At 61.2% G+C, this 22,643-nt stretch carries 21 protein-coding genes and 1 tRNA gene; 3 read left to right on the forward strand and 19 right to left on the reverse strand.

Annotated features, from left to right (window positions below):
* Positions 1-22 precede the first annotated feature (22 nt).
* The 6 genes from leuA to BUC40_RS11120 all read right to left on the reverse strand — a co-directional run bounded on the left by leuA (position 23) and on the right by BUC40_RS11120 (position 7,528).
* Complete coding sequence (leuA, locus tag BUC40_RS11095; protein ID WP_073265598.1) at positions 23-1,699, reverse strand: 2-isopropylmalate synthase; 1,677 nt, start codon at positions 1,697-1,699, stop codon at positions 23-25.
* A gap of 267 nt (positions 1,700-1,966) precedes the next feature.
* Positions 1,967-3,247, reverse strand: coding sequence for a mechanosensitive ion channel family protein (locus tag BUC40_RS11100; protein ID WP_073265600.1), 1,281 nt, complete (start codon positions 3,245-3,247; stop codon positions 1,967-1,969).
* A gap of 209 nt (positions 3,248-3,456) precedes the next feature.
* Complete coding sequence (locus BUC40_RS11105; RefSeq protein WP_073265602.1) at positions 3,457-4,125, reverse strand: glutathione S-transferase; 669 nt, start codon at positions 4,123-4,125, stop codon at positions 3,457-3,459.
* Positions 4,126-4,357: 232 nt separating this feature from the next.
* Positions 4,358-5,179 carry a M23 family metallopeptidase gene (locus BUC40_RS11110; RefSeq protein ID WP_073265604.1) on the reverse strand — a complete coding sequence of 274 codons (822 nt, stop codon included), beginning with the start codon at positions 5,177-5,179 and terminating at the stop codon, positions 4,358-4,360.
* A gap of 12 nt (positions 5,180-5,191) precedes the next feature.
* Positions 5,192-6,571 carry an exodeoxyribonuclease VII large subunit gene (gene xseA / locus BUC40_RS11115; RefSeq protein ID WP_073266214.1) on the reverse strand — a complete coding sequence of 460 codons (1,380 nt, stop codon included), beginning with the start codon at positions 6,569-6,571 and terminating at the stop codon, positions 5,192-5,194.
* Positions 6,572-6,628: 57 nt separating this feature from the next.
* The gene (locus tag BUC40_RS11120) at positions 6,629-7,528 is read right to left on the reverse strand and encodes a LysR family transcriptional regulator (protein ID WP_073265606.1); all 900 of its coding nucleotides are present in this window, start codon (positions 7,526-7,528) and stop codon (positions 6,629-6,631) included.
* Positions 7,529-7,689: 161 nt separating this feature from the next.
* Between BUC40_RS11120 and BUC40_RS11125 the strand changes: the two genes are divergently transcribed.
* Both BUC40_RS11125 and BUC40_RS11130 read left to right on the forward strand, forming a co-directional pair.
* Positions 7,690-8,742, forward strand: coding sequence for an SDR family oxidoreductase (locus BUC40_RS11125; RefSeq protein WP_139272163.1), 1,053 nt, complete (start codon positions 7,690-7,692; stop codon positions 8,740-8,742).
* 22 nt (positions 8,743-8,764) lie between these two features.
* Positions 8,765-10,087: an NTP/NDP exchange transporter gene (locus BUC40_RS11130; RefSeq protein ID WP_073265608.1), complete on the forward strand. Its 1,323-nt coding sequence runs from the start codon at positions 8,765-8,767 to the stop codon at positions 10,085-10,087.
* 186 nt (positions 10,088-10,273) lie between these two features.
* On the opposite strand, the gene BUC40_RS11135 is transcribed toward BUC40_RS11130, so the two are convergent.
* The 10 genes from BUC40_RS11135 to rimO form a co-directional block, all read right to left on the reverse strand.
* Positions 10,274-12,238, reverse strand: coding sequence for a TonB-dependent receptor domain-containing protein (locus BUC40_RS11135; RefSeq protein WP_073265610.1), 1,965 nt, complete (start codon positions 12,236-12,238; stop codon positions 10,274-10,276).
* A 148-nt stretch (positions 12,239-12,386) separates the two neighbouring features.
* The gene (locus BUC40_RS11140; RefSeq protein WP_139272164.1) at positions 12,387-12,806 is read right to left on the reverse strand and encodes a hypothetical protein; all 420 of its coding nucleotides are present in this window, start codon (positions 12,804-12,806) and stop codon (positions 12,387-12,389) included.
* Between the two features lie 4 nt (positions 12,807-12,810).
* Positions 12,811-13,398, reverse strand: coding sequence for a hypothetical protein (locus BUC40_RS11145; RefSeq protein WP_073265614.1), 588 nt, complete (start codon positions 13,396-13,398; stop codon positions 12,811-12,813).
* 334 nt (positions 13,399-13,732) lie between these two features.
* Positions 13,733-14,149 (reverse strand): hypothetical protein, encoded by a 417-nt coding sequence (locus tag BUC40_RS11150; RefSeq protein WP_073265616.1) that lies wholly within the window; start codon positions 14,147-14,149, stop codon positions 13,733-13,735.
* A 91-nt stretch (positions 14,150-14,240) separates the two neighbouring features.
* Positions 14,241-14,579, reverse strand: coding sequence for a hypothetical protein (locus BUC40_RS22695; RefSeq protein WP_139272165.1), 339 nt, complete (start codon positions 14,577-14,579; stop codon positions 14,241-14,243).
* Between the two features lie 70 nt (positions 14,580-14,649).
* Positions 14,650-15,003: a hypothetical protein gene (locus BUC40_RS22700; protein ID WP_139272166.1), complete on the reverse strand. Its 354-nt coding sequence runs from the start codon at positions 15,001-15,003 to the stop codon at positions 14,650-14,652.
* 89 nt (positions 15,004-15,092) lie between these two features.
* The gene (locus BUC40_RS11155) at positions 15,093-15,452 is read right to left on the reverse strand and encodes a hypothetical protein (protein ID WP_073265618.1); all 360 of its coding nucleotides are present in this window, start codon (positions 15,450-15,452) and stop codon (positions 15,093-15,095) included.
* 111 nt (positions 15,453-15,563) lie between these two features.
* Positions 15,564-16,037 (reverse strand): hypothetical protein, encoded by a 474-nt coding sequence (locus BUC40_RS22705; RefSeq protein WP_139272167.1) that lies wholly within the window; start codon positions 16,035-16,037, stop codon positions 15,564-15,566.
* A 119-nt stretch (positions 16,038-16,156) separates the two neighbouring features.
* Positions 16,157-16,588 (reverse strand): hypothetical protein, encoded by a 432-nt coding sequence (locus BUC40_RS11160; protein WP_139272168.1) that lies wholly within the window; start codon positions 16,586-16,588, stop codon positions 16,157-16,159.
* 187 nt (positions 16,589-16,775) lie between these two features.
* On the reverse strand, positions 16,776-18,101 hold the full coding sequence (gene rimO, locus BUC40_RS11165) for a 30S ribosomal protein S12 methylthiotransferase RimO (protein ID WP_073265622.1): 1,326 nt from the start codon (positions 18,099-18,101) through the stop codon (positions 16,776-16,778).
* 107 nt (positions 18,102-18,208) lie between these two features.
* Between rimO and BUC40_RS22880 the strand changes: the two genes are divergently transcribed.
* The gene (locus BUC40_RS22880; RefSeq protein ID WP_167369149.1) at positions 18,209-18,364 is read left to right on the forward strand and encodes a hypothetical protein; all 156 of its coding nucleotides are present in this window, start codon (positions 18,209-18,211) and stop codon (positions 18,362-18,364) included.
* An 83-nt stretch (positions 18,365-18,447) separates the two neighbouring features.
* On the opposite strand, the gene BUC40_RS11170 is transcribed toward BUC40_RS22880, so the two are convergent.
* The 3 genes from BUC40_RS11170 to BUC40_RS11180 form a co-directional block, all read right to left on the reverse strand.
* Positions 18,448-19,716, reverse strand: coding sequence for a virulence factor family protein (locus tag BUC40_RS11170; RefSeq protein ID WP_073265624.1), 1,269 nt, complete (start codon positions 19,714-19,716; stop codon positions 18,448-18,450).
* The gene (gene mprF, locus BUC40_RS11175) at positions 19,716-22,346 is read right to left on the reverse strand and encodes a bifunctional lysylphosphatidylglycerol flippase/synthetase MprF (protein ID WP_073265626.1); all 2,631 of its coding nucleotides are present in this window, start codon (positions 22,344-22,346) and stop codon (positions 19,716-19,718) included. Before mprF ends, BUC40_RS11170 begins: the two co-directional genes overlap by 1 nt.
* Positions 22,347-22,566: 220 nt before the next feature.
* Positions 22,567-22,643 (reverse strand) — tRNA-Met (locus BUC40_RS11180).

A 22,643-nucleotide genomic window follows, 5' to 3' on the forward strand; every position in this document is an offset into this window, starting at 1 on the left:
GTCGTTTACCGCAGGCTGAGTGTCACGCGGCCTGGGTCTTTTCCTCGGCCTGTTTGACGGCGCGGTTCAGGGCGCTGAACAGGGCGCGGAAGCTCGCCGTGGTAATGTTCTCGTCGATACCGATGCCGTGCAGCGGGCGCTGGCCGTCGAGACGGATTTCGATATAGCAGGCGGCCTTGGCGTTGGCACCGCCACCGATGGCGTGCTCGTGGTAGTCCATCACCTCGACAGCGACCGGCAGGCTTGAGGCCAGGGCTTCCAGCGCGCCTTTACCCGAACCGCTCCAGCGCTGTTCCTGGCCGTTGACCTGCACCTTCGCCTCGACGCGGCTTTCGCCGTTCTCTTCTTCCAGACGATGACCCTTCAGCTCGTAAGGCGAGACGGCCTTGAGGTACTCGCTGTCGAGCAGCTTGTGGATCTGCGACGCGGTCATCTCCAGGCCGAGGCGGTCGGTTTCCTTCTGCACCACCTGGCTGAACTCGATCTGCATGCGGCGCGGCAGGTTGATGCCGTATTCCTGCTCGAGCAGGAAGGTGATGCCGCCCTTACCGGACTGGCTGTTCACGCGGATTACCGCTTCGTAATCACGGCCGATGTCGGCCGGATCGATCGGCAGGTACGGCACTTCCCACAGAGCGCCTTCCTGCTGCTGGGCGAAGCCCTTGCGGATGGCATCCTGGTGGGAGCCGGAGAAGGCGGTGTGCACCAGGTCGCCCACGTACGGATGGCGCGGGTGTACCGGAATCTGGTTGCAGTCCTCGACCACCTTGCGCACCGCGTCGATGTCGGAGAAGTCCAACTGCGGGTTGACGCCCTGGGTGTAGAGGTTCAGCGCCAGGGTCACCAGGCAGACGTTGCCGGTACGCTCGCCATTACCGAACAGGCAGCCTTCGACGCGATCAGCACCGGCCATCACGGCCAGTTCCGAAGCGGCCACACCAGTGCCACGGTCATTGTGGGTGTGCACGCTGATCAGCACGCTGTCGCGCTTGTTCACGTTGCGACCGAACCATTCGATCTGGTCGGCGTAGTTGTTCGGCGTGGCGCACTCGATGGTGGCCGGCAGGTTGAGGATCAGCGGGTTGGCCGGGGTCGGCTGGAACACGTCGATCACCGCGTTGCACACCTCGACCGCGAAGTCGATTTCGGTGCTGCTGAACACTTCCGGCGAATACTCGAAGCCCCACTGGGTTTCCGGTGCGGCTGCGGCCAGGCGCTTGATGGTAGTGCCGGCGGCCACGGCGATGGCTTTCACGCCAGCCTTGTCCTGGTTGAAGACGATCTTGCGGAAGCTCGGCGCGCAGGCGTTGTAGTAGTGAACGATGGCCTTCTTGGCGCCCTTGAGGGACTCGAAGGTGCGTTCGATAAGGTCGTCACGGGCCTGGGTCAGCACCTGGATGGTCACGTCGTCCGGGATGTGGCCGCCTTCGATCAATTCGCGTACGAAGTCGAAGTCGGTCTGCGAGGCGGACGGGAAGCCCACTTCGATTTCCTTCAGGCCGACCTGCACCAGGCACTTGAAGAAACGCATCTTCTTCTCGGCATCCATCGGCTCGATCAGCGACTGGTTGCCGTCACGAAGGTCGGTGGACAGCCAGATCGGCGCCTTATCGATGATCTTGTCCGGCCAGGTACGGTCCGGGATCTGGATCTGGGTGAACGGGCGGTACTTTTGCGACGGGTCTTTGAGCATGCTCATGAATCAATCCTGAAGGCGAGGGCCCGCATGGGCCGTGCTGAAAAAGAGAGAAGCGAAACGCAAGAGAGGGGGCCGGCAGACCCTAGCGCAGTCGCTGAGCGACCAGACAGAGATTGGCGTGTTGCCGAAGCAGAATGAGGGTCTGGGAGATAGTCATGGAGCCAACCCTAACCACTGAGGAGAAAGCTGGCAAGCCTGTCTTTAAAATTGGTGAAAACCACCAAGGCTTGTGCTTTGGTGGTTTTTTATTGCTGCTTAATTGAATTTTTAGCTTTTTGGTTGCGCGGCGCCTACTGATTGCGCTGGTGCGTGCACGTTGGGGCGCAACTCGCGCATGTCCGCCCCGCTCGGGTGCTGGAATACCCGCAGGCCGAACTCTGGGAGGATCGCCAGCAGGTGGTCAAAGATGTCCGACTGATACCCCTCGTAAGCTGCCCATGCCACGGTGTTGGTGAAGCAGTACAGCTCCAGCGGCAGCCCATCGGCGGTGGGCTGCAGCTGGCGCACCAAAAGGGTCATGTTCTGGTTGATGCCGCGGTGCTGGCGCAGGTACAGCTCGACGTAGGCGCGGAAGGTGCCGATGTTGGTCACCCGTCGGGTATTGGCCGGTTCCTGGGCTGCATCGGCCAGTTCTGTGTTCCAGCTCATCAACTCGCTCTGCTTGCTGCTCAGGTACTGGCCGAGCAGCAGGAAGCGTTGCAGGCGGGCGATCTCGTCCGGGCTGAGAAAGCGCACGCTGGTCTGGTCCAGGTACAGGCAGCGTTTGATGCGCCGCCCGCCGGATTCCTGCATGCCGCGCCAGTTCTTGAAGGGGTCGCTGATAAAGCGCTTGGTCGGGATGGTGGTGATGGTCTTGTCGAAATTCTGCACCTTGACCGTGTGCAGGGCGATATCGATCACGTCGCCGTCGGCGTTGAGCTGGGGCATCTCGATCCAGTCGCCGACGCGGATGATGTCGCTGGAGGAAATCTGCACGCTGGCCACTAGCGACAGCAGGGTGTCCTGGAAAATCAGCATCAGCACCGCGGCCATGGCGCCGAGACCGGAGAGCAGGATCAGCGGCGAGCGGTCGATCAGCGCAGCAACCATTAGGATCGCCGCGATGGCGTAGATGACGATGGTCACCACCTGGATATAACCCTTGATGGGCTTCAGGTGCGCGTTCGGGCGGCGCTGGTAGAGCATGTTGATTAGGTTCAGCACGCCACCGATGGCCAGGGCGATGGTGAGGATGATGAACGCGCTGCAAACGTTCTGCACCACCGTCACCACGGCTTCGGGCAAATGCGGAATCACCTTGATGCCACTGGTGAGGATCAGCGCCGGCACGATGTTGGCCAGGCGGCGCACCACATGGGAGTCGCCCAGTACCTTGTCCTGGCCGATGCTGGTCGAACGCAGCGCGCGATACAGACCGCGCACCAGAATGCGCTTGACCACCCAGTTGGCGATCCAGGCGCCGAGCAGCAGCAGGCACAGGCTGATCAGGGTATGCAGTTCGGGGTATTGCTGCAGCCACGCGAGGGTGGCCTGGTACTGTTCTTTCATCGCGTCTCTCGCTCGATTCATGACCCCCATCGCTGGCGCGCCGAGCGATGGGGCGCGTACCTTAGCAAACCCGGATTGCCGACGGGCATCTGCGCATCTTCGGTAACTATTGGCTTAGCTGAGGGGCACGTTTCGAGCGAGGATGCGGCTGGGCTCCACGGTGATGGTCATGGCAGATCGGCACGTGTTGCCGCGCGCCGATCAGCGCCTCACTTGGCGTAGGCGTACTCGCCGCCTTTTTCCAGGGCGCGCCGGTAGGCGGGTCGGGCGTGGATGCGTTCGAGAAAGGCCATCAGGCGCGGGCGACTGGCGTCCAGGCCGGCACGCGCGGCAGCGGCTTCCAGGGGGAAGCTCATCTGGATATCGGCTGCGCTGAACTGCTCGCCGGCGAACCAGGTGCTCTCTCCCAGCTCGCCTTCGAGATAGTCCAGGTGCAGCTTGAGTTGCGGAGCGACGAAGGCGTTCTTGACCTTCTGGGCGATGCCGCGGGCGATGGGTTTAATGAAGAAGGGCATCGGGCTGCTTTCCACCTTGTCGAACACCAGCTTGAGCAGCAGCGGCGACATGGCCGAGCCTTCGGCGTAGTGCAGCCAGTAATTGCAGCGCAGGCGTTCGGGGCTTTCGGCCGCGGGCAGCAGGTGCGGGCCGTAGCGGTTGGCGAGGTAGTCGATGATGGCGCCGGACTCGGCCAGGGTCAGCTCGCCGTCGGTGACCACCGGCGACTTGCCCAGCGGGTGCACGGCGCGCAGCTCGGGCGGAGCAAGCAGGGTTTGTGGGTCACGCTCGTAGCGCTTGATCTGGTACTCGACGCCCAGCTCTTCGAGCAGCCAGAGGATGCGCTGCGAGCGCGAGTTGTTCAGGTGGTGGACGGTGATCATCAGGGCTCCTCGGGAAGGTCGGGCGACTGCCGCTCAGCGTAGACGCGAACGGGGACGCCGCCTAGCTCCTTAGAGTCTGTTCAAAGTCTCGCGAGCTAGAGCAATGCAAGGCCTAGGCGGCCCCGCAAAAACAGGCGAGGACGCGGAGTTTACGAGCTGTAAATGAGCAGTCCGAGCCTGTTTTTAACGCTGCAGTGCCGACGCGCAGCAGACTTTGAACAGGTTCTTAGCCTCAAGGCTTGAACGCGCCAATGAAGATCGCCGGGTCGACCCGCGCATCGTTGAGGCTGACGTTCCAGTGCAGGTGCGGGCCGGTCGCGCGGCCGGTGGCGCCGACCTTGCCGAGCACGCCGCCGCGGGGCAGCTCGTCGCCGACCTTCACGCCGATCTCCGAAAGGTGGCAGAACATGCTGATCAGCCCCTGGCCGTGATCGACGAACACCGTCTTGCCATTGAAGAAGTAGTCGCCGACCAGGATCACCGTGCCGGCCGCCGGCGCCTTGATCGGCGTGCCGCGGTTGGCGGCGAAATCCAGGCCGGAGTGCGGGTTGCGCTCTTCGCCATTGAAGAAGCGGCGCAGGCCGAAGGGGCTCGACAGCGGGCCGTTGACCGGCTTGTCGAACAGCAGGTTGCTCGGCTGGCCTGGGCTGAATTGCTGGTAGGCGCGGGTCTGCTCGGCCAGCTCCTTTTCGATGCGCGCAAGGTTCTTGGCGTTCGGGTTGACCTGCTGCTGGTTCTTGATGGTGATGCGCTGCTCGACGTATTTCTTGCTTCCCACCTGGAAGCTCAGGCGCTGGCCGGCGGATTCGATCTGCTGGGTGCCTGGTTTGACGGTGAGCGGAATGCCGACGATGGCGATCCAGCGCTGCCCGTCCTCTTTAACCACCAGCACCGGTTTGCCCTGATAGGTGGCGCTCGGCGCGCTGGCGCCACTGCCCAGGTCGACCACTGCCACGCCGCCGGGCACCGGCTTGTTCAGCAGGCGGCTGATAAAGCCTTCGGCGTGGGCGGGCAGGGCGAGGCACAGGGTGAGCAGCAGTATCAGTGAACGCATGGAGTTTCCTTATCAATCCAGCAACGACAACGTGACGGGCGCGAGGTGATTGTCTTCGACGCGCACCTCCAGTTCGCCTTCACCCAGGCGCGCCTTGAGGCGTTGCCCTGGCTGGGTGGCGGCAGCGCTACGAATCGCCCGGCCACGGTCGTCTAGCAGAATGCTGTAACCGCGCCCCAGCGTTGCCAGCGGGCTGACCACGTGCAGCGTCTGCATCTGGCTTTGCAACAGTAGGCGGCGTGCTTTCAGTCCTTCTTTCATTGCCCGTGGCAGGCGTTCGGCCAGGCTGTCTAGACGCTGGCGTAGCAACTTGAGATGGCGCCCAGGGTGTTGACCGGCCAGGCGGGCTTCGAGTTGCGCCAGTTTGTGGCTGCGCTGATTGAGCCGCTGGGCGAAGGCGCGGCGCAGGCGCATGTCCAGATCATCGAGGCGCTGGGCCTGCTGGCGCAGCCGTTCGCCGGGGTGGCGCATGCGCCGGGTCAGGCCGTCGAGGCGCATGCGTTCACGGGCCAGGCGGCTGTTCATCGCCAGGGTCAGGCGTCGTTGCAGCACGCTGACACGCTGGGTCAGGTCGTTGCTGGAAGGCGCCAACAGCTCGGCGGCAGCCGATGGCGTGGGGGCGCGCACGTCAGCGACGAAATCGCTGATCGACACATCGGTTTCATGGCCGACCGCGCTGACGATGGGCGTTACGCAGGCCGCCACTGCGCGGGCCACGGCCTCTTCGTTGAAGCACCAGAGATCTTCCAGGGAGCCACCGCCGCGGGCCAGGATCAACGCATCGAAACCCTGGGCATCGGCCAGTTTCAAGGCGCGAACGATCTGCGCGGTCGCCTCGCGGCCCTGCACGGCGGTGGGAATCAGGCTTAGCTCGACCTGCGGCGCACGGCGGCGGAACACGCTGATGATGTCGCGAATCACCGCGCCGGTTGGCGAGCTGATAATGCCGATCCGCCGTGGATGAGCGGGCAGCGGGCGCTTACGTTCGGCCGCGAACAGGCCTTCAGCGCTGAGCTTTTCCTTCAACGCCTCGAATGCCAGGCGCAGGGCACCGTCGCCGGCTGGCTCCACGGAGTCGAGAATCAGCTGATAGTCGCCACGGCCCTCGAACAGCGAGACCTTGCCGCGCACCTTGACCGCCAGGCCATCGCGCAGTGCCTGGCGTACCTTGGCCGCGTTCTGCCGGAACAGCGCGCAGCGCACCTGGGCCTGGCTGTCCTTCAGGGTGAAGTAGATGTGGCCGGAGGCCGGGCGCGCGAGGTTGGAAATCTCGCCCTCCACCCAGATGCCGCCGAAGACATCTTCGAGCAGCAGGCGAGCGCGGTTGTTGAGCTGGCTGACGCTGAGCACCTCACGGTCGAGGTTCAGGCGTTGGAACGGGTCTTTGATCATGGCCGGCATGATAAGCCGAGCTGTCGGTGTGGCGATACCGCAGCCCAGCGGCGCGGCTCAGCTCCCATTCTCGGCCTTGAGAAAATCCACGAAAGCGCGCAGCGGCGAGGGCACGTGGCGACGGTCGTTGTAGTACAGGTACGGGCCGTCGAAGCCTTGCCACCAGTCCGGCAGCACCGGCACCAGCGTGCCCTGTTCGAACAGCGGGCCGAGGTATTCCTCGAAGGTGTAGATGATTCCGACACCCGCCACGGCGGCGCCCACTTCCAGATCCTGGGAGGAGGACAAAAGCGGCCCCTGGGGCGGCACGCGGACGATCTCGCCATCCTTCTCCAGCTCCCAGACGCCCAGCTTGCCGCTCTCGAAACGGTGGCCGATCAGGCGGTGTTCGAGCAGTTCGCGTGGGTGCTGCGGCGTACCGTGGCGCTGCAGGTAGCCTGGTGCTGCGCCGGCCACGAAGCGCTGCCGGCGTGGCCCGATGGGCACGGCGATCATGTCCTTGGCCAGGCTTTCCTCGTAGCGCACGCCGGCATCAAAGCCGGAAGCGACCACGTCGATAAAGGTGTTGTCCATGGCCACTTCCACGCTAACGCCGGGGTAGCGTTCGAGAAAAGCGGGAATCAGGCGCGGCAGCACGAAGCGGGCGATGGGCACCGGCACGTTGAGGCGCAGGGTGCCGACCGGCTGCTTGGCTTCATCGTCGAGGTCGCTGAAGGCCGCGTCGATTTCATCGAGGGCCGGGCGCAGCCGCTCCAGCAGGCGCGCGCCCACTTCGGTGGGGTACACGCTGCGGGTGGTGCGGTTGAGCAGGCGCACGCCGAGATCGCTTTCCAGGCGGCGTACGCAATCGCTGATCGACGAGGCCGGCATGCCGCGTCTCTGCGCGGCTACCCGAAAGCCGCCGGCTTCGACCACGGCGGCGAACAGAGCGACATCCGTCAGGTTGGGCTGGCGCATGGCGATGACTCTCGAACGGGATGCTCTGATCGTACGGCTGAGCGTACACAGCGTCCAGTTTTATACGGCTTATCGTGGCGTGCTGCCCGTTGAACAATGAATCGCGTTGACGGGCCGCGCTGTCGCGATCCGTCGGACTCCACCGACGAGAGGACCGAACAATGACAACTACCACCGTATCAACCGACACCCTGGCCAGCCCCGGCGCCGTCTGGCGCAAATGGCTGGCGACCCTCAGCCTGACCCTGGGCTTCGCCCTCGAGGCGGGCACGGCTTCCGCTGAGCAAACCGTACCCAAGCCGGACTGGAGCCTGGCTGACATGCCGTCGCAGAGCGGGCGCATCTTTCTGGTCACTGGCGGCACCAGCGGCATGGGCTTCGAAGACGCCAAGGCCCTGGCCGCCGCCGGCGCCGAAGTGGTGATCGCCGCTCGCAATCCGCAGCGTGGCAGGGAGGCCATGGCGCGCATCAAGGAGGAAATCCGCGGTGCCCAGGTGCAGTTCGAGGAGGTCGACCTGGCCGATCTGGCTTCGGTGAAAGCGCTCGGCGAGCGCCTCAATGCCAAGCTGCCGCGCCTCGATGGGCTGATCAACAACGCCGCAGTCATGGCGCCGCCGGAGCGCCGAACCTCGGCCGATGGTCATGAGCTGCAGCTGGCCACCAATTACGTGGGCCATTTCGCGCTGACCGGCCACGTGCTGCCGCTGCTGCGCAAAAGCACTGCGCCACGGGTGGTCACCCTGTCGAGCATCGCGGTGTTGCGTGGCAACATCGACTTCGATGACCTGCAGTCCGAGCGGGCCTACAACCCCTACGCCTCCTATGCGCAGTCCAAGCTGGCAACGCTGATGTTCGCCTTCGAGCTGCAGCGCCGCAGTGAGCAGCAGGGCTGGGGCATCCAGAGCATCGCCGCGCACCCAGGCGTGGCCGTGACCGAGCTGATCGCCCGTGGGCCGGGGCTGGACAGCGAGTTTGGCCGCAACTGGGCCAAGGATCGTGACGAGTACCACTCCGCTGCCCAGGGCGCACTGCCGACGCTGTATGCCGCCACCGCGCATCAGGCCCAGGGCGGCGCCTATTACGGCCCGACCGGCGAGGAAGAAAAGCGCGGGCCGCTGGGCCTCGCTACGGTGCCTGCAGTCGCTCAGGACGCCGAGGCCGCTGCACGCCTGTGGACGATCGCCGAGAAACTGACCGGCGTGACCTACCGCTGACCAACCGCCAGGAGCGCCCATCATGTTTTCCACAATTCTGGTGCGGCGCCTTGGCGCCGCCATCAACGCCGAGCGCCACGAGCTGGGGCCGGCACTGGCCGGCTTCGCGCTGTTCTTCTGCCTGTTCTCCGGCTATTTCATGCTGCGGCCCATCCGCGAGTCGATGGGCATCATGGCCGGGGTCGAGAACCTGCAATGGCTGTTCACCGCCACCTTCGTGGTGATGCTGGTGGCCGTGCCGCTGTTCGCCTGGCTCAGCTCACGGGTACCGCGCATTCACTTCGTCAGCTGGGTGTACGGCTTCTTCTGCCTGAACCTGCTGGCCTTCGCGGTGCTGTTTCAGATGAGCGAAGAGAACGTCTGGCTGGCGCGGACGTTCTACGTGTGGATCTCGGTCTACAACCTGTTCGTGGTGTCGGTGGCCTGGAGCCTGATGGCCGACGTGTTCGACAGCCAGCAGGCCAAGCGACTGTTCGCCTTTATCGCCGCCGGTGCCAGCGTCGGCGGCCTGGTCGGGCCTGCCATGAGCGCGTTATTGGTCGGTTTGGTCGGTGAAAGCGGCCTGGTGCTGCTGGCCGGCGTACTGCTGGGCATCGCCTTGGCCCTCAAGGCGCCACTGATGCGTTGGCGAGAAGTCGGCGGCGCGGGGCGCCCCGGCGCCGTGAAAGCCGAGATCTCGCGCAAGCCGGTGGCCGGCAACCCGTTCAGCGGCCTGACGCGGGTGCTGCAGTCGTCTTACTTACTGGCCATCGCCGCCTTCGTGGTGCTGCTCGCCACGGTGACCACCTTTCTGTACTTCGAACAGGCGCGCCTGGTGGCTGAACGCTTCCCGGACCGCGATGCGCAGATCCGCGTGTTCGGCATCATTGACGTGATCGTGCAGGCCGGCGCCTTGCTGTCGCAGCTGTTCATCACCGGGCGTATCGCCCAGAAACTGGGCGTGCGGGTGCTGCTGGCCATCGTGCCGCTGCTGGTCGGCGTGGGCTTTATCGGCCTCGCCCTGGCGCCGACCTTCGCCATGCTCGCCGCGTTGATGATCGTGCGGCGCATCGGCGAATACGCCTTCGTGCGGCCTGGCCGGGAAATGCTCTTCGCCCCGCTGGACGCGGAAAGCAAATACAAGGCGAAGAACTTTATCGACACCGTGGTCTACCGCGCCGGCGATGCGCTCAGCGGCTGGGTGAAGAGCTTTCTGGATCTGCTTGGCCAGGGCGCGGTGCTGGTGGCGCTGGTTGGGGCGGGATGTGCGTTGCTCTGGGGGGCGCTTGGCTGGTACCTGGGCCGGCAAGCCGATGAGATGAGCAGGCAAGACGCGCCGGAGGCGACAGCGGTCGTGGGGCCGTAACGGTTGCCGGGCTGAAGCGGATCGCCGCCCGGCCTACTCATCTGGAAAGTTACAAAGCGGTGGCAGCGGTTCGGCGATACCCTGTGGGAGCGGGCGGGGGCGCCCAGTCCACGCCCGCGATTCGCGTGCACGGCGCGCTCCCCCAACATCCTAGCTCCCCTTGTGATCGTTCCCACGATCAGGTCATCAGAAGTCCAGCGACGCACCGAGCCAATAGGTGCGGCCGTAATTGACCGTGCCGTCGTCCTCGTCATTCAGGCGCTTGTTGCCCATGTTGTAGATCGCCGAATTGAGCGTCAGCGACTCGGTAAGCTTGTACGAACCCCCGATGTCGGCAGTGGTGTAGGCGCGGGACGATTGGCCGGTCAGCGTGGCGCCATACTCTTCGCCGCTGTAGTTGGTCGCGGCCCAGGCTAGGGCCCGGTCACTGATGTCCCAGTCGGCACGCAGGCTCGCTTTGCGCTTGGGGATCAGCGACAGGGGCCGGCCTTTTTCGACGCCGCTCTTCTGCTCGGAATCCAGGTAGGTGAAGTTACCCTTTATCGCCACATTGCTGAGCGCTTGCCAGCTACCGCTCAGCTCCAGGCCACGGATCACTGCCTGGTCCACGTTGACCCGCTCCATCACGGTCAGGCCCTGCCACTGTTCGGTGGTGGTGACGGTGGAGAGCTTGTCCTTGAAATCGTTGTAGAACAGCGTAGCGCCGGCCGACAGGTCGTCACGGTTCGACCACATCGCACTCAGCTCATAGTTGGTGCTGCTCTCGGGCTTGAGATTCGAGTTACCGAATTGCACGAAGCGGTTGCGGCGCACCACCGCGTAATCGTCGATCACCGCGCGCAGTTCCGGCGCCTTGAAGCCGCGGGCCACGCCGCCTTTCAGCGTCCATTCGTTGGTCAGGTGCCATACGCCATAGACACGAGGGTTAACGTGGCTGCCGTACTGCTCGTGGTGGTCCAGGCGCACGCCGGTGGTCAGGGCGAAATCGTCGGTGATCGACCATTCGTCTTCGGCGAACAGGGCTTTCTGCACTACCGAGTATTCCTCGTTCTTGCGCTCGCGAGCGGTGCCGCGGTTGGCTTGGTTCCAGTCGGTCAAGGTGGCTTCGTTCCACTGCACGCCGGCGGTGGTGACGTGGTGGTCGGTCGGGATCACCAGTTTGCCGTCCAGCACGCGGTTGCGGATCTCCGGCTTGCGCCCGAACACATCGGCCTGGGCCGGCGTGGCCTTGCCTTCGCGGCTGGTGGTTTCCTCGGCGAACGAGAGTGTCGAGTCGGCCCAGCCCCAGCGACCCTCGTGGGTCAGCGACCAGTGATCGCGGTTGTTCTTCTGCTCCCGGGTCGACCAGTTGGCGCTCAGCCCATCGCCGTTCTTCAGGCGTGAGGCGCCCGCTTCGAGCAGGAAGTCGTGGTTCTCGGTCGGCGTTAGGGCCAGGCGCGCGGTCAGGCTCTTATTGTCGGACCTGGCGAAACCTTCATTGGCTTCAACGTCGTCATCGGCCTGGCGGTCGAGGTAGTTGCCCCACACCTGCAGGCCCAGCACCTCGTTGACCAGCGGGCCATTGAGATAGAACTGGGTGTTGCGGGCATTGCCCTGGTCGCTGTTCGGGCGCGCCGAATAGTCGTAGGACACATTGCCGCCCCACTCGGGCGACACCTTGCGGGTGATGATGTTGATCACCCCGCCGATGGCATCGGAGCCGTACAGCGAAGACATCGGCCCGCGCACCACCTCGATACGTTCGATGGCCGCAGCTGGCGGTACGAAGCTCTGCTCGTAACCACGGTTGCCATTGACCCGCGAATCGCGCCCGCTCTGGCGTTTGCCATCGACCAGAATCAACATGTAGTCACCCGGCATGCCGCGGATCTGGATGTCGGTCTCGTTGGCACCCCCGTTGACCACCACGCCTTCCACATCACGCACGGCATCGGCCAGGTTCTGCACCGAGCGCTTGCGCAGGTCGTCACCCGTGATCACGGTGACCGAGGCTGGCGCGTCTTCCAGGTTTTGGGCGAAGCCGGAGGCGGTCACCACCATCTCGTCCAGTTCAAGGGGCTCTGCATGGGCAAGAGTGCTCCCAGTGGCCAGACAGAGCGTCGCCAGGCGAATCAGCGTGCCGACAGGGCGGCGAGGGAAGGGCGCGTGCATGGAATAGTCCTTACGAATCGTTTGCAGGCGCGAATCGTATGCATCCATGAGCGCAAAGGTTGGACAAAGTAAGACAGCGCGGTCGCTTGGCGGGGGAACTCGAGGCAGCGCAGAGGGCAGCGCTACCGGGTTGTCGACTGTTTACCCGTCAGGGCTCGCTATACCAGTGCCAGTTTCGACAATGCCCGCGATCATCCATGCAGGCTTCCATGACCGCGATTGCGGAGAAGCCCAGCAGGATAGAGGTTGCCATGACACAGGCCGTGATCGACCGCCAACCACACTTATCGGCGCGGTATACCTTGAAGGAGGTGATCAACCCCAACGTCAGCAGCGCAAGCGCCATTTGCGACATAAGTAACTTGAGAATCAACTCACCAAAACCGCCGGGGCCGTCGCCGCGGATGATCAGCGCTTCTCTGAAGAATAGAGAAAGTGCAGCCAAGTTGAATAGGTTGTAGGTCAGGCATGCTCCCAACGCCCGGGGATCTTTCCGGCCGGTATTAGAAGGGCTGCTTGTCGGTTCGCCGGCATGTCCGCACGGTGCTTGCTTGGAGCGCTTTAGCATGGCACTAACACTTTACCCGGATGCCTTCGCCACAGCGGGCAGTGAAACTCATCAGGCGATCACGATGTTTCTCGTCATTGCATTGATCCTGTTTCGACAACATGTTCGCGTGCTTTATGGCTGCGTTGAACGCAGCTTCTTCGCTAGGCGATGCGGGTTCAAAGGCGCCCCAGGCTCTATGATCCTCGTCGAACTGCGCGTCCCAGCTTCTGAAAACCAGATTGTATTGATGGTTCTCTTCGTCTTCATCGTATTGGAGCGTATCCACTTCCAGGGCAACACGGCCGCCGAAATTGGGCACCGGCGAGCGCAACGCTGTCCAGGCCATGCTGGCATCGGGCGAGAACTTCACCACGACGAGGCCCGGTTGCCACTCCACGCACCAGTAGAGGTCTTCACCGCTGAGTAGGTAACTGTAGCGAGCACCGGTTTGCAGTATCGCTGCGGGCCCGTCGAGATACTCCTCATCGCTCAGCGGCTGCAGATGAGGGATCACGCCGCGGGTGAAATAGTCCGCATCGTGCGGCGCGACCGGCCCCGTGTAGAGGCCGTCGGAGCAGCATTGTTCACTGATAAATACGATGTATTTCATAGGCGATGTTAGGTCTTAATGGTGGGGCCATTGCTGAGTGAGGCGGACAAGCTTCGCAGTGTCCACCCTACTTGACTACCGCTGGAGCCAAGCGGCGCCGGATGCGCCCGCTCTGAGCGAAATACCGGGCCGCAAATCCTGTATCGCACGAGTGGCTACTAGATGTTTGAGGGCCGGCTTTAGCCAGCGAACAAGATAAGTGGTTCGAACCTCTACTTAAAAGGGGTGGCTACTCCAGCGGTTCTCATGCGCTTTATCAAAAGGTTAATCCCGTCTGCTTTTATGCAGAGCGCTATACCGATGATTATTTCAACGACTGTAATGAGTTCGTTTATCAGGAGCTCGCTGATTCTGCCAGGATATTCTGGAGGCTGCCCAATGTAGCTAATGAGCCAGCAGTATTGAAGATTAGGTCGGAGATGTTCTTGGACAGGATGTAAATGCCTAGTATGCAAAGTGCTGCTGATTGTAGTTGTTCTGCTGTGATGTTTGTATTTAATGTACCTTCAGTGCTCGTGGGTGTGAGAAGTTTGGAAATTGTCAATGGAAATTTAATCAGTGCCAAGGCCGTGACTGGTATGAGGCTTACTTCAAGTATGGCGATGATTGCGTAAGTTTGGTAGTCCTCGCTATTTGTGGGCGCTGCTTGGGTCAGCAAAAAATATTGGCGCATCATGACAAGGGCGGCTGAATAGAAAATGTAAATCCCAAGGACGCGGATTGGGATGCTTAGCAGTTCAGTATATTTCATAAGAGGTCTCTAGCATTTGGTTAAGGGGATGGGTTTAGTCATATTGGAAAGCGAAGTGGATGACTTGAGGTGATTGTTATGTGGTTGTATATTATTTATAGCGTTTAGGGTGGGTATAAATGACCATGCAAATGGCTGCGGCTAAAAATAAATAAGGTTCTGCTAGTGTTGAGGTGTTTAGGATTTGTTGGTTGAGTTCAGTTGGATTGCACTGACCATTGGGGCATTGCATGGGGATAAATGCCATTATTAAGAATTTTATGACTTTTATAGCTGCGCAAAACATGAGGAGTACGGATGCTAAAAAAACGCTGACTGAGCGCTGTCTTCTTGAGATTGTCAGTATTGCGATTCCAAATAAAGAAAATCCAGCAGCAAGGATTAACAGTTCAGGAGCAAGAATTGTCATTGTGGTGGTGTATTCAGTCATGTGCATAGCTTTCGTTTAAAAGAGGGTTGCGGCTAATCTTTGTGAGCGAGATGAACGGTTTAACTGTTTGCTATCTTTTTGTTAGTGTGATCATTTGGCTGTTGTAGTTCAGTTTGAAATTGTAGCTTTTGAATGCTTTTCCTGAGGGTCTTAGCTCTAGTGCTCCTGTAAGACTTTTCTTGCTGATGATTTCTACATTGGCTTCAGGACCTATCCATGCTTTTGCTGTTATTTGAAATTTATACTTTCCTGTTCTTTTTAGAGTAATTTCATCAACGCCATCGCACCAAAGAAAATCTGGTGTCCTAGCTGTCTTCAGCTTCCAAGTGAGCAGCCATTCCAATCCAGAGGTTAGTTCTGAAAGCTCCGTGGGGCTTGGGTTATTAAGGAAGGTGCTGAGAATTAATGCTGCGCGCCGCTCCATTCTTAGAACTCTACGGCTCAATCTGAGTTTGCTTGAGTACATCTTCTTAAAGTATCTGGCGGATTTAAGATCGCTTAACATTTGTTAGGCTAACCGGTGCTGCCAGTACAGGCGGCATAGCTTTTGGCAGTGGCTTTTACTTGCTCTTTGGTGGTGAAGAGAGCGGGTGCATTATCAAAGATGCGCGACTCACAGATTTCGCGGTAGTTATTGAGTTTGTTCATGCAGGCGGTAACGCTAGAGCCTCCGCTTTTTTGAAATCCGGCGTCATTGCAGAAAAAGTCGGCGAGCATGTTTGAGCCAACTTTCACCTCTTCTAGAGTTACCTCTGTTGTCTCTACTTCCTTGAGTAGAGCCTGATAGCTGTCCACTGTGATGTTTTCTACTGCATAGTTTTTGTAGGCGTAGTAGCCGCCAAAAGCGACGACCATGAGGATAATGTATTTCATTTTCTTCCTTGAGGTCTGAGTGGATTGGCTTTTCTTGTAAGCCTAACGCTTGGTTAAGGGGTGGGCTTTCGCCTGCACAGGTAAACAAGGTGAACGGTTTTAACGCAATTATTATCGGTGATACCATGTGGCGATTTTAACTTTCCCTGTCGGCGTGTGTTTCTTGAGAAGCTCAGCCATCGCTGCTAAATTTTCATACCCTTCGAACCGTAGGTCGCTGAAAGATTTAGTGTTTAGGAGTAGAGATTTAATCTTTCCTTTAATACTCTGAATCCTAAGACTTTCTACATCCGATAACGGTATGCTAATGACGGTGCCTTTGTGTGATATCTCGATTTTGATTTGAGGCATACTGATGGTTACTGTTGGACACGATAAGTCATGATTTATTATATTTTTATAAGCGCCCGGTAAATGTCTGGCGAGCAAAAGAGCAACGATTGCAGATAGTGCTTTGGGATAGAGGTTCTCGCTGGTAGTAAATATCCAGATCGCGCCTGCAACTATGCCAATCACCAATAGCGCGGCGAATATTGCTTTGCGTTTTTCGCTGTGTTTGTGATCTTCTGATATCTGAAAAATCATATATGCCACTGTGGCCGGTTAAGGGAGCTTTCTCGAGGAGGATGGAAGACGCTTTTGACCCATCAACTCAAGGCGCGGTCTAAAATTTTTAACAAAGAATCAAGGCTACGCTGGCTACCTCAAGGGCTCTTGGCACCATCCCACACATACCGCTCCCCACCACCAAAATAACTCCACTCGCCATAAAACTCCGTGAAGCGGTCATCGAAGTTGAGTTCGAGATTGCCGTAGCCGTATTTGTCTATCCACACGCATTTCAGAAGCTGGCTATGCAGGCGCTTGCAGTCCCTCAAGCGGCCTTTGGTTTCGCCATCCTGGTCGGTAATTACATAGGTGCCTGAAAGGGTTTCTTTGCCGCTCCAGCGCAAGGTGGTGACGACCTTGTCCAGCTTGCCGGCGTTTTCGACCTTGCCCACGTAATCGCCTGCCATATTCGGCTTGGCGGCAACAGCCAGGGCTGGGCAGCAGGTAATAAGCAAAACGAAAAGGGCGGTCGGGCTTGGAGCTAAGCCATGCCGCTTGGCGGTGCGAAAGGGGGAGGCGGGCAACATTCCGTGTTTTCTCACAGCTCAGATCCGCTTTGAGCGTTTGGCGTTTCGGCACCGGGCTATGGACCGTCAGCGCCTGGTTGGTGCTGGCAAGACATTACTCGGCCTGTACCATCCATGTCCATCGGCGCCAATACAAAAACGCCCACTGGGTCAGGCGACGCAGTGGGCGTTTGCTGAGGCGAGGGGCTTAAATCCGCTCAGCCCACATATCGTACTCATCGGCATCGACGATGCGCACGCGCACCTTGTCGCCCGGCTGGAAGTCGGTGCCTTCGATAAATACGCTGCCGTCGATTTCCGGGGCGTCGGCCCAGGAGCGGGCGACGGCGCCCTGATCGTCGACTTCGTCGATCAGTACGTCCATTTCGCGGCCGATCTTCAGTTGCAGGCGGGCGGTGCTGATGGCCTGTTGATGGGCCATGAAGCGGTCCCAGCGATCCTGTTTGACGTCATCGGGCACGATGTCGACGTCCAGGTCGTTGGCGGGCGCGCCTTCGACCGGCGAGTACTGGAAGCAGCCGACGCGGTCGAGCTGGGCTTCGGTCAGCCAGTCGAGCAGGTACTGGAAGTCTTCCTCGGTTTCGCCGGGGAAGCCGACGATAAAGGTCGAGCGGATGGTCAGGTCCGGGCACTGTTCGCGCCAGGACTTGATGCGCGCCAGGGTGCGGTCTTCGAAGGCCGGGCGCTTCATCAGCTTGAGGACGCGCGGGCTGGCGTGCTGGAAGGGGATGTCCAGATACGGCAGCAGCTTGCCGGCGGCCATCAGCGGGATGATGTCATCGACGTTGGGGTACGGGTACACGTAGTGCAGGCGCACCCACACGCCCATGCTGGAGAGTGCTTCGCAGAGCTCTTTCATGCGCGTCTTGACCGGCTGGCCGTTCCAGAAGTCGGTCTTGTATTTGAGGTCGACGCCGTAGGCGCTGGTGTCCTGGCTGATCACCAGCAGCTCCTTGACCCCGGCCTTGACCAAGCGCTCGGCCTCGCCCAGCACGTCGCCCACCGGACGGCTGACCAGTTTGCCGCGCATCGACGGGATGATGCAGAAGCTGCAGCTGTGGTTGCAGCCTTCGGAAATCTTCAGGTAGGCGTAGTGGCGCGGAGTGAGCTTGATGCCCTGGGGCGGCACCAAGTCGATCAGCGGGTTGTGATCCTTACGGGGTGGCACCACTTCATGTACGGCGTTGACCACCTGCTCGTACTGCTGCGGGCCGGTGACCGATAGCACGCTGGGGTGCACGTCACGGATGCTGCCTTCTTCGACGCCCATGCAGCCGGTGACGATGACCTTGCCGTTTTCCTTGATGGCTTCACCGATCACTTCCAGGGACTCGGCCTTGGCGCTGTCGATAAAGCCGCAGGTGTTGACCACCACCACGTCGGCGTCCTGATAGGTCGGCACCACTTCATAACCTTCCATGCGCAGTTGGGTCAGGATGCGTTCGGAATCGACCAGGGCTTTCGGACAGCCAAGGGAAACGAACCCAACTTTGGGGGTGGCGGTGGTGGTCATGCAGGTGAACCTCAGGGCTAAGACGGGCCGGGCGCTTTGCGCGCCTCTGGTCAAAAAGTGCGCAATTCTAGCGGCGTGCGAGGCACTTTTCCAGCACTGCCGACAGGATGTGCCTGTGCGATGCTGATTTCTCTCGCCGTATTCGCCTGCAGCTGCATTGGTTCTGGACATTCCCGCTACCGGCCAATACGCCATTGGCGGCAATCGCTGGGCTGGGCGCGTGGGACATCATGGGCTACTGCCCGACCATGCTGCTGTATTAAGCCGTAGTGATTGGCGGGGCGTTTTACTTCTTGGTCTAGTTGCGCGAGGCGGCTGCCGGTTGTATCACCGGCAGCCGCTACGTTTATTGAACTACCTGTTGGCGCTTCTTGATCGCGGCGATCAGGCGCTCGGCCAGTGCTGGGTAGTCTTCATCGTAATGATGGCCGCCCGGCAGCTCCAGCTTCTCACCCACCGTCTGCTGTTGGGTGCAACCGCTTTCCGGTGCTTCTTCGGTGCCGTAGACGCAGAGTACTTTTGCGGCCGGTAGCTTGATCAGCTCCGGACCGGTTGCCGCTTCGTCGGCGTCCTTGCCGAGCCAGCCTTCTACCCGAATCTCGAATGCGCCGCTGCGCGCCAGGGCCAGCAGCAGCACGGCATCGACCTGCTTCTTGTCGCTGTCGGGCAGGCGGTTGTAGAGCGCTGGCATCACGTCGGCGCCGAACGAATAGCCGATCAGCACGAAACGCTTTGCATGCCACTTCTCGCGGTACTCGTGCATCATTTCCGATAGGTCACTGGCGGCCTGGTCCGGGCTCTTGCGCTGCCAGAAATAACGCAGAGTATCGACGCCGACCACCGGGTAGCCGCGTTCGGCCATCTGCTCGGCTACGGCTTTGTCCAGGTCGCGCCAGCCACCGTCGCCGGAGTAGAACAGGCTCACGGTATCGCCAGGTGGCGTGGACGGCACCTCGACCACTGGCAGATCGTCGCTGGCTCCCTGCAGCAGACGGCGCACCTGGGCGATCAGCAGCGCTTTGGGCGCGGTGTCGTAATCGCCGATCAGGGTTTCGGCATTTTTCTGCTGGCGCACGAACAGGGCGGTGGCGTCATCCGGATTGTCGTTCCACACGGCCAGCCAGTGACCATGGGCACTGGTTGCCGGGGGAGGGCTTGTGCAGTCGGGTTTCTCCAGCGAGAAGCCGACCGAGATCGCCTGCGCCTTGTCGTCGTTCTGCGTGGCGAGCCAGCGCCAGGCGAGCATGGCGGCGTTGTCGCTGCCGGCCAGCAGGTTCAGCGGCCCGCCTATTTGCTTGGTGGCTTCTTGCAGGTTCTGCGTCTGCGCTTCACAGCTCTGCTGCGAGGCCGGGAACTGGCCGACCACGGCGTGGTTGGACTGCGCCAGTTCCAGCAGTTCTTCGTCACCGAGCAGCTGATCATTCGGCAACACCAGCAGCACACGGCGGTGCACCTTGCCGCCAGGCGTGGCCACCAGCAGTTCGCTGCCCGAAGCCAGCGGGTGATGCGCCAGGCTCGCTGCGGCAGGTGGGCGCAGCCAGCAGTAAAGGCCGCCGGCAACTAGTGCCAGCAGCAGGGCAAGGATCGGTAACAGACGTTTGGCAGTACGGGTCATCAGCGTTTCACCAGTCCGGTAAAGCCACCGGCGATCAGCGCGGCGGTGTCGGTCAGTGCCACCAGCGGGTCGAGCCCGGCTGGTACGGCCATGTAGCGGGGCTCCCAGTCCGGCTGGAATTTATCCTTGAAGCGGCGCAGGCCCTGGAAGTTGTAGAACGCCTCACCGCGCTTGAACACCAGCGCACCAAGGCGCTGCGTCAGCGGCGCGCCACGGCGCGGTTGCAGGCCTGAGAGCGGCACCATGCCGAGGCTGAAGCGTGCGAAGCCGGCGGCCTTGAAGTGCAGGATCAGGCCGAGCATGAGGAATTCCATGGTCAGCTTCGGCGCATCTGGCAGCACGCGCATCAGATCCAGCGTTGCCAAGTCGCGGCTGTCGGTTTCCAGCAGGTTGGCGAACGCCACGGCGCGGCCCTCGACCCGGGCGACGACGATGCGGAAGTGGCGCAGGTATGCCGGGTCGAAGCGGCCCAGAGAGAAGCCTTTCTCACGCATCTGCTTGCCACCCAGCCATGCATCGGAGATACCGCGCAGCTCTTCGAGTGGCGCCTGGCCGGGCTCGTAGAACTCCAGCAGCAGCCCGTCGCGTTGGCCGCGGTTCCAGGTGTAGCGCAAGTCCTTCATGGCCTTGCCGGTGTTTTCCAGGTCGAAGCGGTTCAGGTCGACGCGCGCTTCTTCGCCAAGCTTGATGGCGGTCAGGCCGATGTCCATATACAGCGGCAGGTTCTCGGCCCGCACCTGGTAGAACACCGGGCGGGTGTGGTGGCGGTCGCACAAGTCGCGGAATTGCCACACCAGCTCGGCGCGACGCTGCGCGGTACCGATCGGGTCGAACAGCGCGATCATGCTGCGCGCACGGCGCGAGTACATCAGAAAAGCGTCGCCTTCGGGATGCACCAACAGCGCCTTGTCACCCGTTAGCGCGAGACCGCCGTCGGCCTGACCGGAAGCCTTCAGGATGCGTGCAGCGCGGTCCAGCTCTTCGTTGCTCGGCAAGGTGATGGCCGGTGGTGCGGCGCGCAGCAACCAGGCCAGAAACACCACGCTCAGTAGCAGCACGCAGCCCAGTGACGCGCGCAAGCCGCGTGGCGCATCGGCGTTTACCGCGAATTGCCACCACAGCTGGTTTTCATAGGGTACGTCCTGATAGGCGAAGAACAGCAGCCAGATCGAGGCGCCGAGCACGCAAGCGCTGGCCGCCAGATGCCAGGGCGAGAAGGGCAGTTCCATCAGCCGGCTGGGTCGGTAGAAGTACGGGCGAAACAGCGCGAGCAGGCCGGCGGTGATGCTCAGCAGTAGGGCTTCTTCCCAGTCGAAGCCCTTTAGCAGCGAAAGAATCGCACCAGTGATAAGCAGCACCAGGGTCATCGCCCAGGCAGCCGAGAGGCGGCGGCGCAGGCCTTGGGCCAGCAGCAGGCATAGTAGGCCGATCAGGCTGGCACCAAAGTGCGAGGCATCGATCAGTCGATGGGGGATCAGGAAATCGAGGATCTCCAGGCGTTCGTCCAGGCTCGGAGTAGCACCGGAGAACAGCAGCACCATGCCGGAAATGAACACCAGCAACGCGAGGATCGGCGCAGCCAGGCCGCTGGCAGCACGAATGGCCTGGCGCGCACTGATCAGGCGGCGCAGCTCCATGCCCAGCAACAGCAGGCAGGCCACCAAGAGCGGCAGCACTATATAGATGAGGCGATACAGCAGCAGCGCAGCAGCCAAAGGCGCTGCACCCAGCTCACTGGCAAAGGCGGCGAGTAGTATGGCCTCGAACACACCGACGCCGCCCGGCACGTGGCTGAGCACGCCAGCTGCCAGAGCGATCAGGTAAACCAGCAGGAACGTGGTGAAGGGCGGCGCCTCGGGCAGCAGCAGGTACAGCACACCGGCTGCGGCGCTGACATCTATCAGCGTGATTAGTACTTGCAGCAGCGTCAGCTTTGCATCGGGCATACGCAGCAGGTGCCGGCTCACACGCACGGTCACGCAGTCCGGAGCAGGGCGCTCTTTGAGGCGGGCGCGGTGTAGCTTCAGCAGCACCGCAGCGCCAATGGCCAATATGACCAGGCTGATAGTCACCAGCGCCGGTTGCGGCAGGCGCAGTGCAGCGGCCGCATCGGCAGGGTCAGCCAATGCGGCGAGCGAGGCGAGTATCGGCAGGGCGCAACCAAGCGAAAGGCTGGCGAATACCGTCATGCGAGCGATCTCGACGCCGCCGATGCCATGCCGCGAATACAGCCGATAGCGGATCGAGCCACCCGAAAGCATCGACAGACCAACGGCGTTGCCGATGGCGAACGCACAGAAACCGCCGGTGGCCAGCGTTCGGCCGGGAAGGCTGACGGCCGCATAGCGGCTGGCCGACCATTCATAGCCGAGCAGGGCGATAAAGCCTGCGATGGTCAGGCCGACAGCACCGAACAGATTGACCTTGGGCACAGCCAGGATAGATTCGTGCAGCGCGCTTGGGTCCAGCTCATTGAGCAGATGACGGCAGGCGAGCAAGGCGATCACGAACAGTGCCAGAGCGACGCTCAGCCCCAATGGCTGGCGGTATCGATCCAGGCGCTGGCGCCAGAGCAAGAGTTGAGATTTGGGCAGGGAAGGTGGAGCAGTAGCGTCGGAGCTGGCGCGCATCGGATACCTCTTGGGCAGTGCGGCTCAGATGGAAAGGCGGAATCCAAGTTCCGTTTTGTATCAAACAATGTATGAGCTTGAGCGAAGCGCTTCAAGGTGTCTATGACAGGCACCTCGAAAGATTAGGCCACCAGCGGGAAGCGTCATAACGAGTGTCGATTTTTTCGCGCCCATAAACAAAAGCCCCGACAGCGAACTGTCGGGGCTTTTGTTTCGAAGGTGGTTGCGGGAGCCGGATTTGAACCGACGACCTTCGGGTTATGAGCCCGACGAGCTACCAGACTGCTCCATCCCGCG

Source organism: Phytopseudomonas punonensis, from assembly GCF_900142655.1.
Classification (GTDB): Bacteria; Pseudomonadota; Gammaproteobacteria; order Pseudomonadales; family Pseudomonadaceae; genus Aquipseudomonas; species Aquipseudomonas punonensis.

Excerpts from the sequence above, each read along its gene's own strand:
- BUC40_RS22695 (WP_139272165.1), bottom strand. The coding sequence starts at position 14,579 with ATGACTGAATACACCACCACAATGACAATTCTTGCTCCTGAACTGTTA.
- BUC40_RS11140 (WP_139272164.1), bottom strand. The coding sequence starts at position 12,806 with ATGCTAAAGCGCTCCAAGCAAGCACCGTGCGGACATGCCGGCGAACCG.
- rimO (WP_073265622.1), bottom strand. The coding sequence starts at position 18,101 with ATGACCACCACCGCCACCCCCAAAGTTGGGTTCGTTTCCCTTGGCTGT.
- BUC40_RS11155 (WP_073265618.1), bottom strand. The coding sequence starts at position 15,452 with ATGAAATACATTATCCTCATGGTCGTCGCTTTTGGCGGCTACTACGCC.
- mprF (WP_073265626.1), bottom strand. The coding sequence starts at position 22,346 with ATGCGCGCCAGCTCCGACGCTACTGCTCCACCTTCCCTGCCCAAATCT.
- xseA (WP_073266214.1), bottom strand. The coding sequence starts at position 6,571 with ATGATCAAAGACCCGTTCCAACGCCTGAACCTCGACCGTGAGGTGCTC.
- BUC40_RS11145 (WP_073265614.1), bottom strand. The coding sequence starts at position 13,398 with ATGAAATACATCGTATTTATCAGTGAACAATGCTGCTCCGACGGCCTC.
- BUC40_RS22700 (WP_139272166.1), bottom strand. The coding sequence starts at position 15,003 with ATGGAGCGGCGCGCAGCATTAATTCTCAGCACCTTCCTTAATAACCCA.
- BUC40_RS22705 (WP_139272167.1), bottom strand. The coding sequence starts at position 16,037 with ATGATTTTTCAGATATCAGAAGATCACAAACACAGCGAAAAACGCAAA.
- BUC40_RS22880 (WP_167369149.1), top strand. The coding sequence starts at position 18,209 with ATGTGCCTGTGCGATGCTGATTTCTCTCGCCGTATTCGCCTGCAGCTG.
- BUC40_RS11150 (WP_073265616.1), bottom strand. The coding sequence starts at position 14,149 with ATGAAATATACTGAACTGCTAAGCATCCCAATCCGCGTCCTTGGGATT.
- BUC40_RS11130 (WP_073265608.1), top strand. The coding sequence starts at position 8,765 with ATGTTTTCCACAATTCTGGTGCGGCGCCTTGGCGCCGCCATCAACGCC.
- BUC40_RS11135 (WP_073265610.1), bottom strand. The coding sequence starts at position 12,238 with ATGCACGCGCCCTTCCCTCGCCGCCCTGTCGGCACGCTGATTCGCCTG.
- BUC40_RS11105 (WP_073265602.1), bottom strand. The coding sequence starts at position 4,125 with ATGATCACCGTCCACCACCTGAACAACTCGCGCTCGCAGCGCATCCTC.
- BUC40_RS11170 (WP_073265624.1), bottom strand. The coding sequence starts at position 19,716 with ATGACCCGTACTGCCAAACGTCTGTTACCGATCCTTGCCCTGCTGCTG.
- BUC40_RS11100 (WP_073265600.1), bottom strand. The coding sequence starts at position 3,247 with ATGAAAGAACAGTACCAGGCCACCCTCGCGTGGCTGCAGCAATACCCC.
- BUC40_RS11120 (WP_073265606.1), bottom strand. The coding sequence starts at position 7,528 with ATGCGCCAGCCCAACCTGACGGATGTCGCTCTGTTCGCCGCCGTGGTC.
- BUC40_RS11110 (WP_073265604.1), bottom strand. The coding sequence starts at position 5,179 with ATGCGTTCACTGATACTGCTGCTCACCCTGTGCCTCGCCCTGCCCGCC.
- leuA (WP_073265598.1), bottom strand. The coding sequence starts at position 1,699 with ATGAGCATGCTCAAAGACCCGTCGCAAAAGTACCGCCCGTTCACCCAG.
- BUC40_RS11125 (WP_139272163.1), top strand. The coding sequence starts at position 7,690 with ATGACAACTACCACCGTATCAACCGACACCCTGGCCAGCCCCGGCGCC.
- BUC40_RS11160 (WP_139272168.1), bottom strand. The coding sequence starts at position 16,588 with ATGTTGCCCGCCTCCCCCTTTCGCACCGCCAAGCGGCATGGCTTAGCT.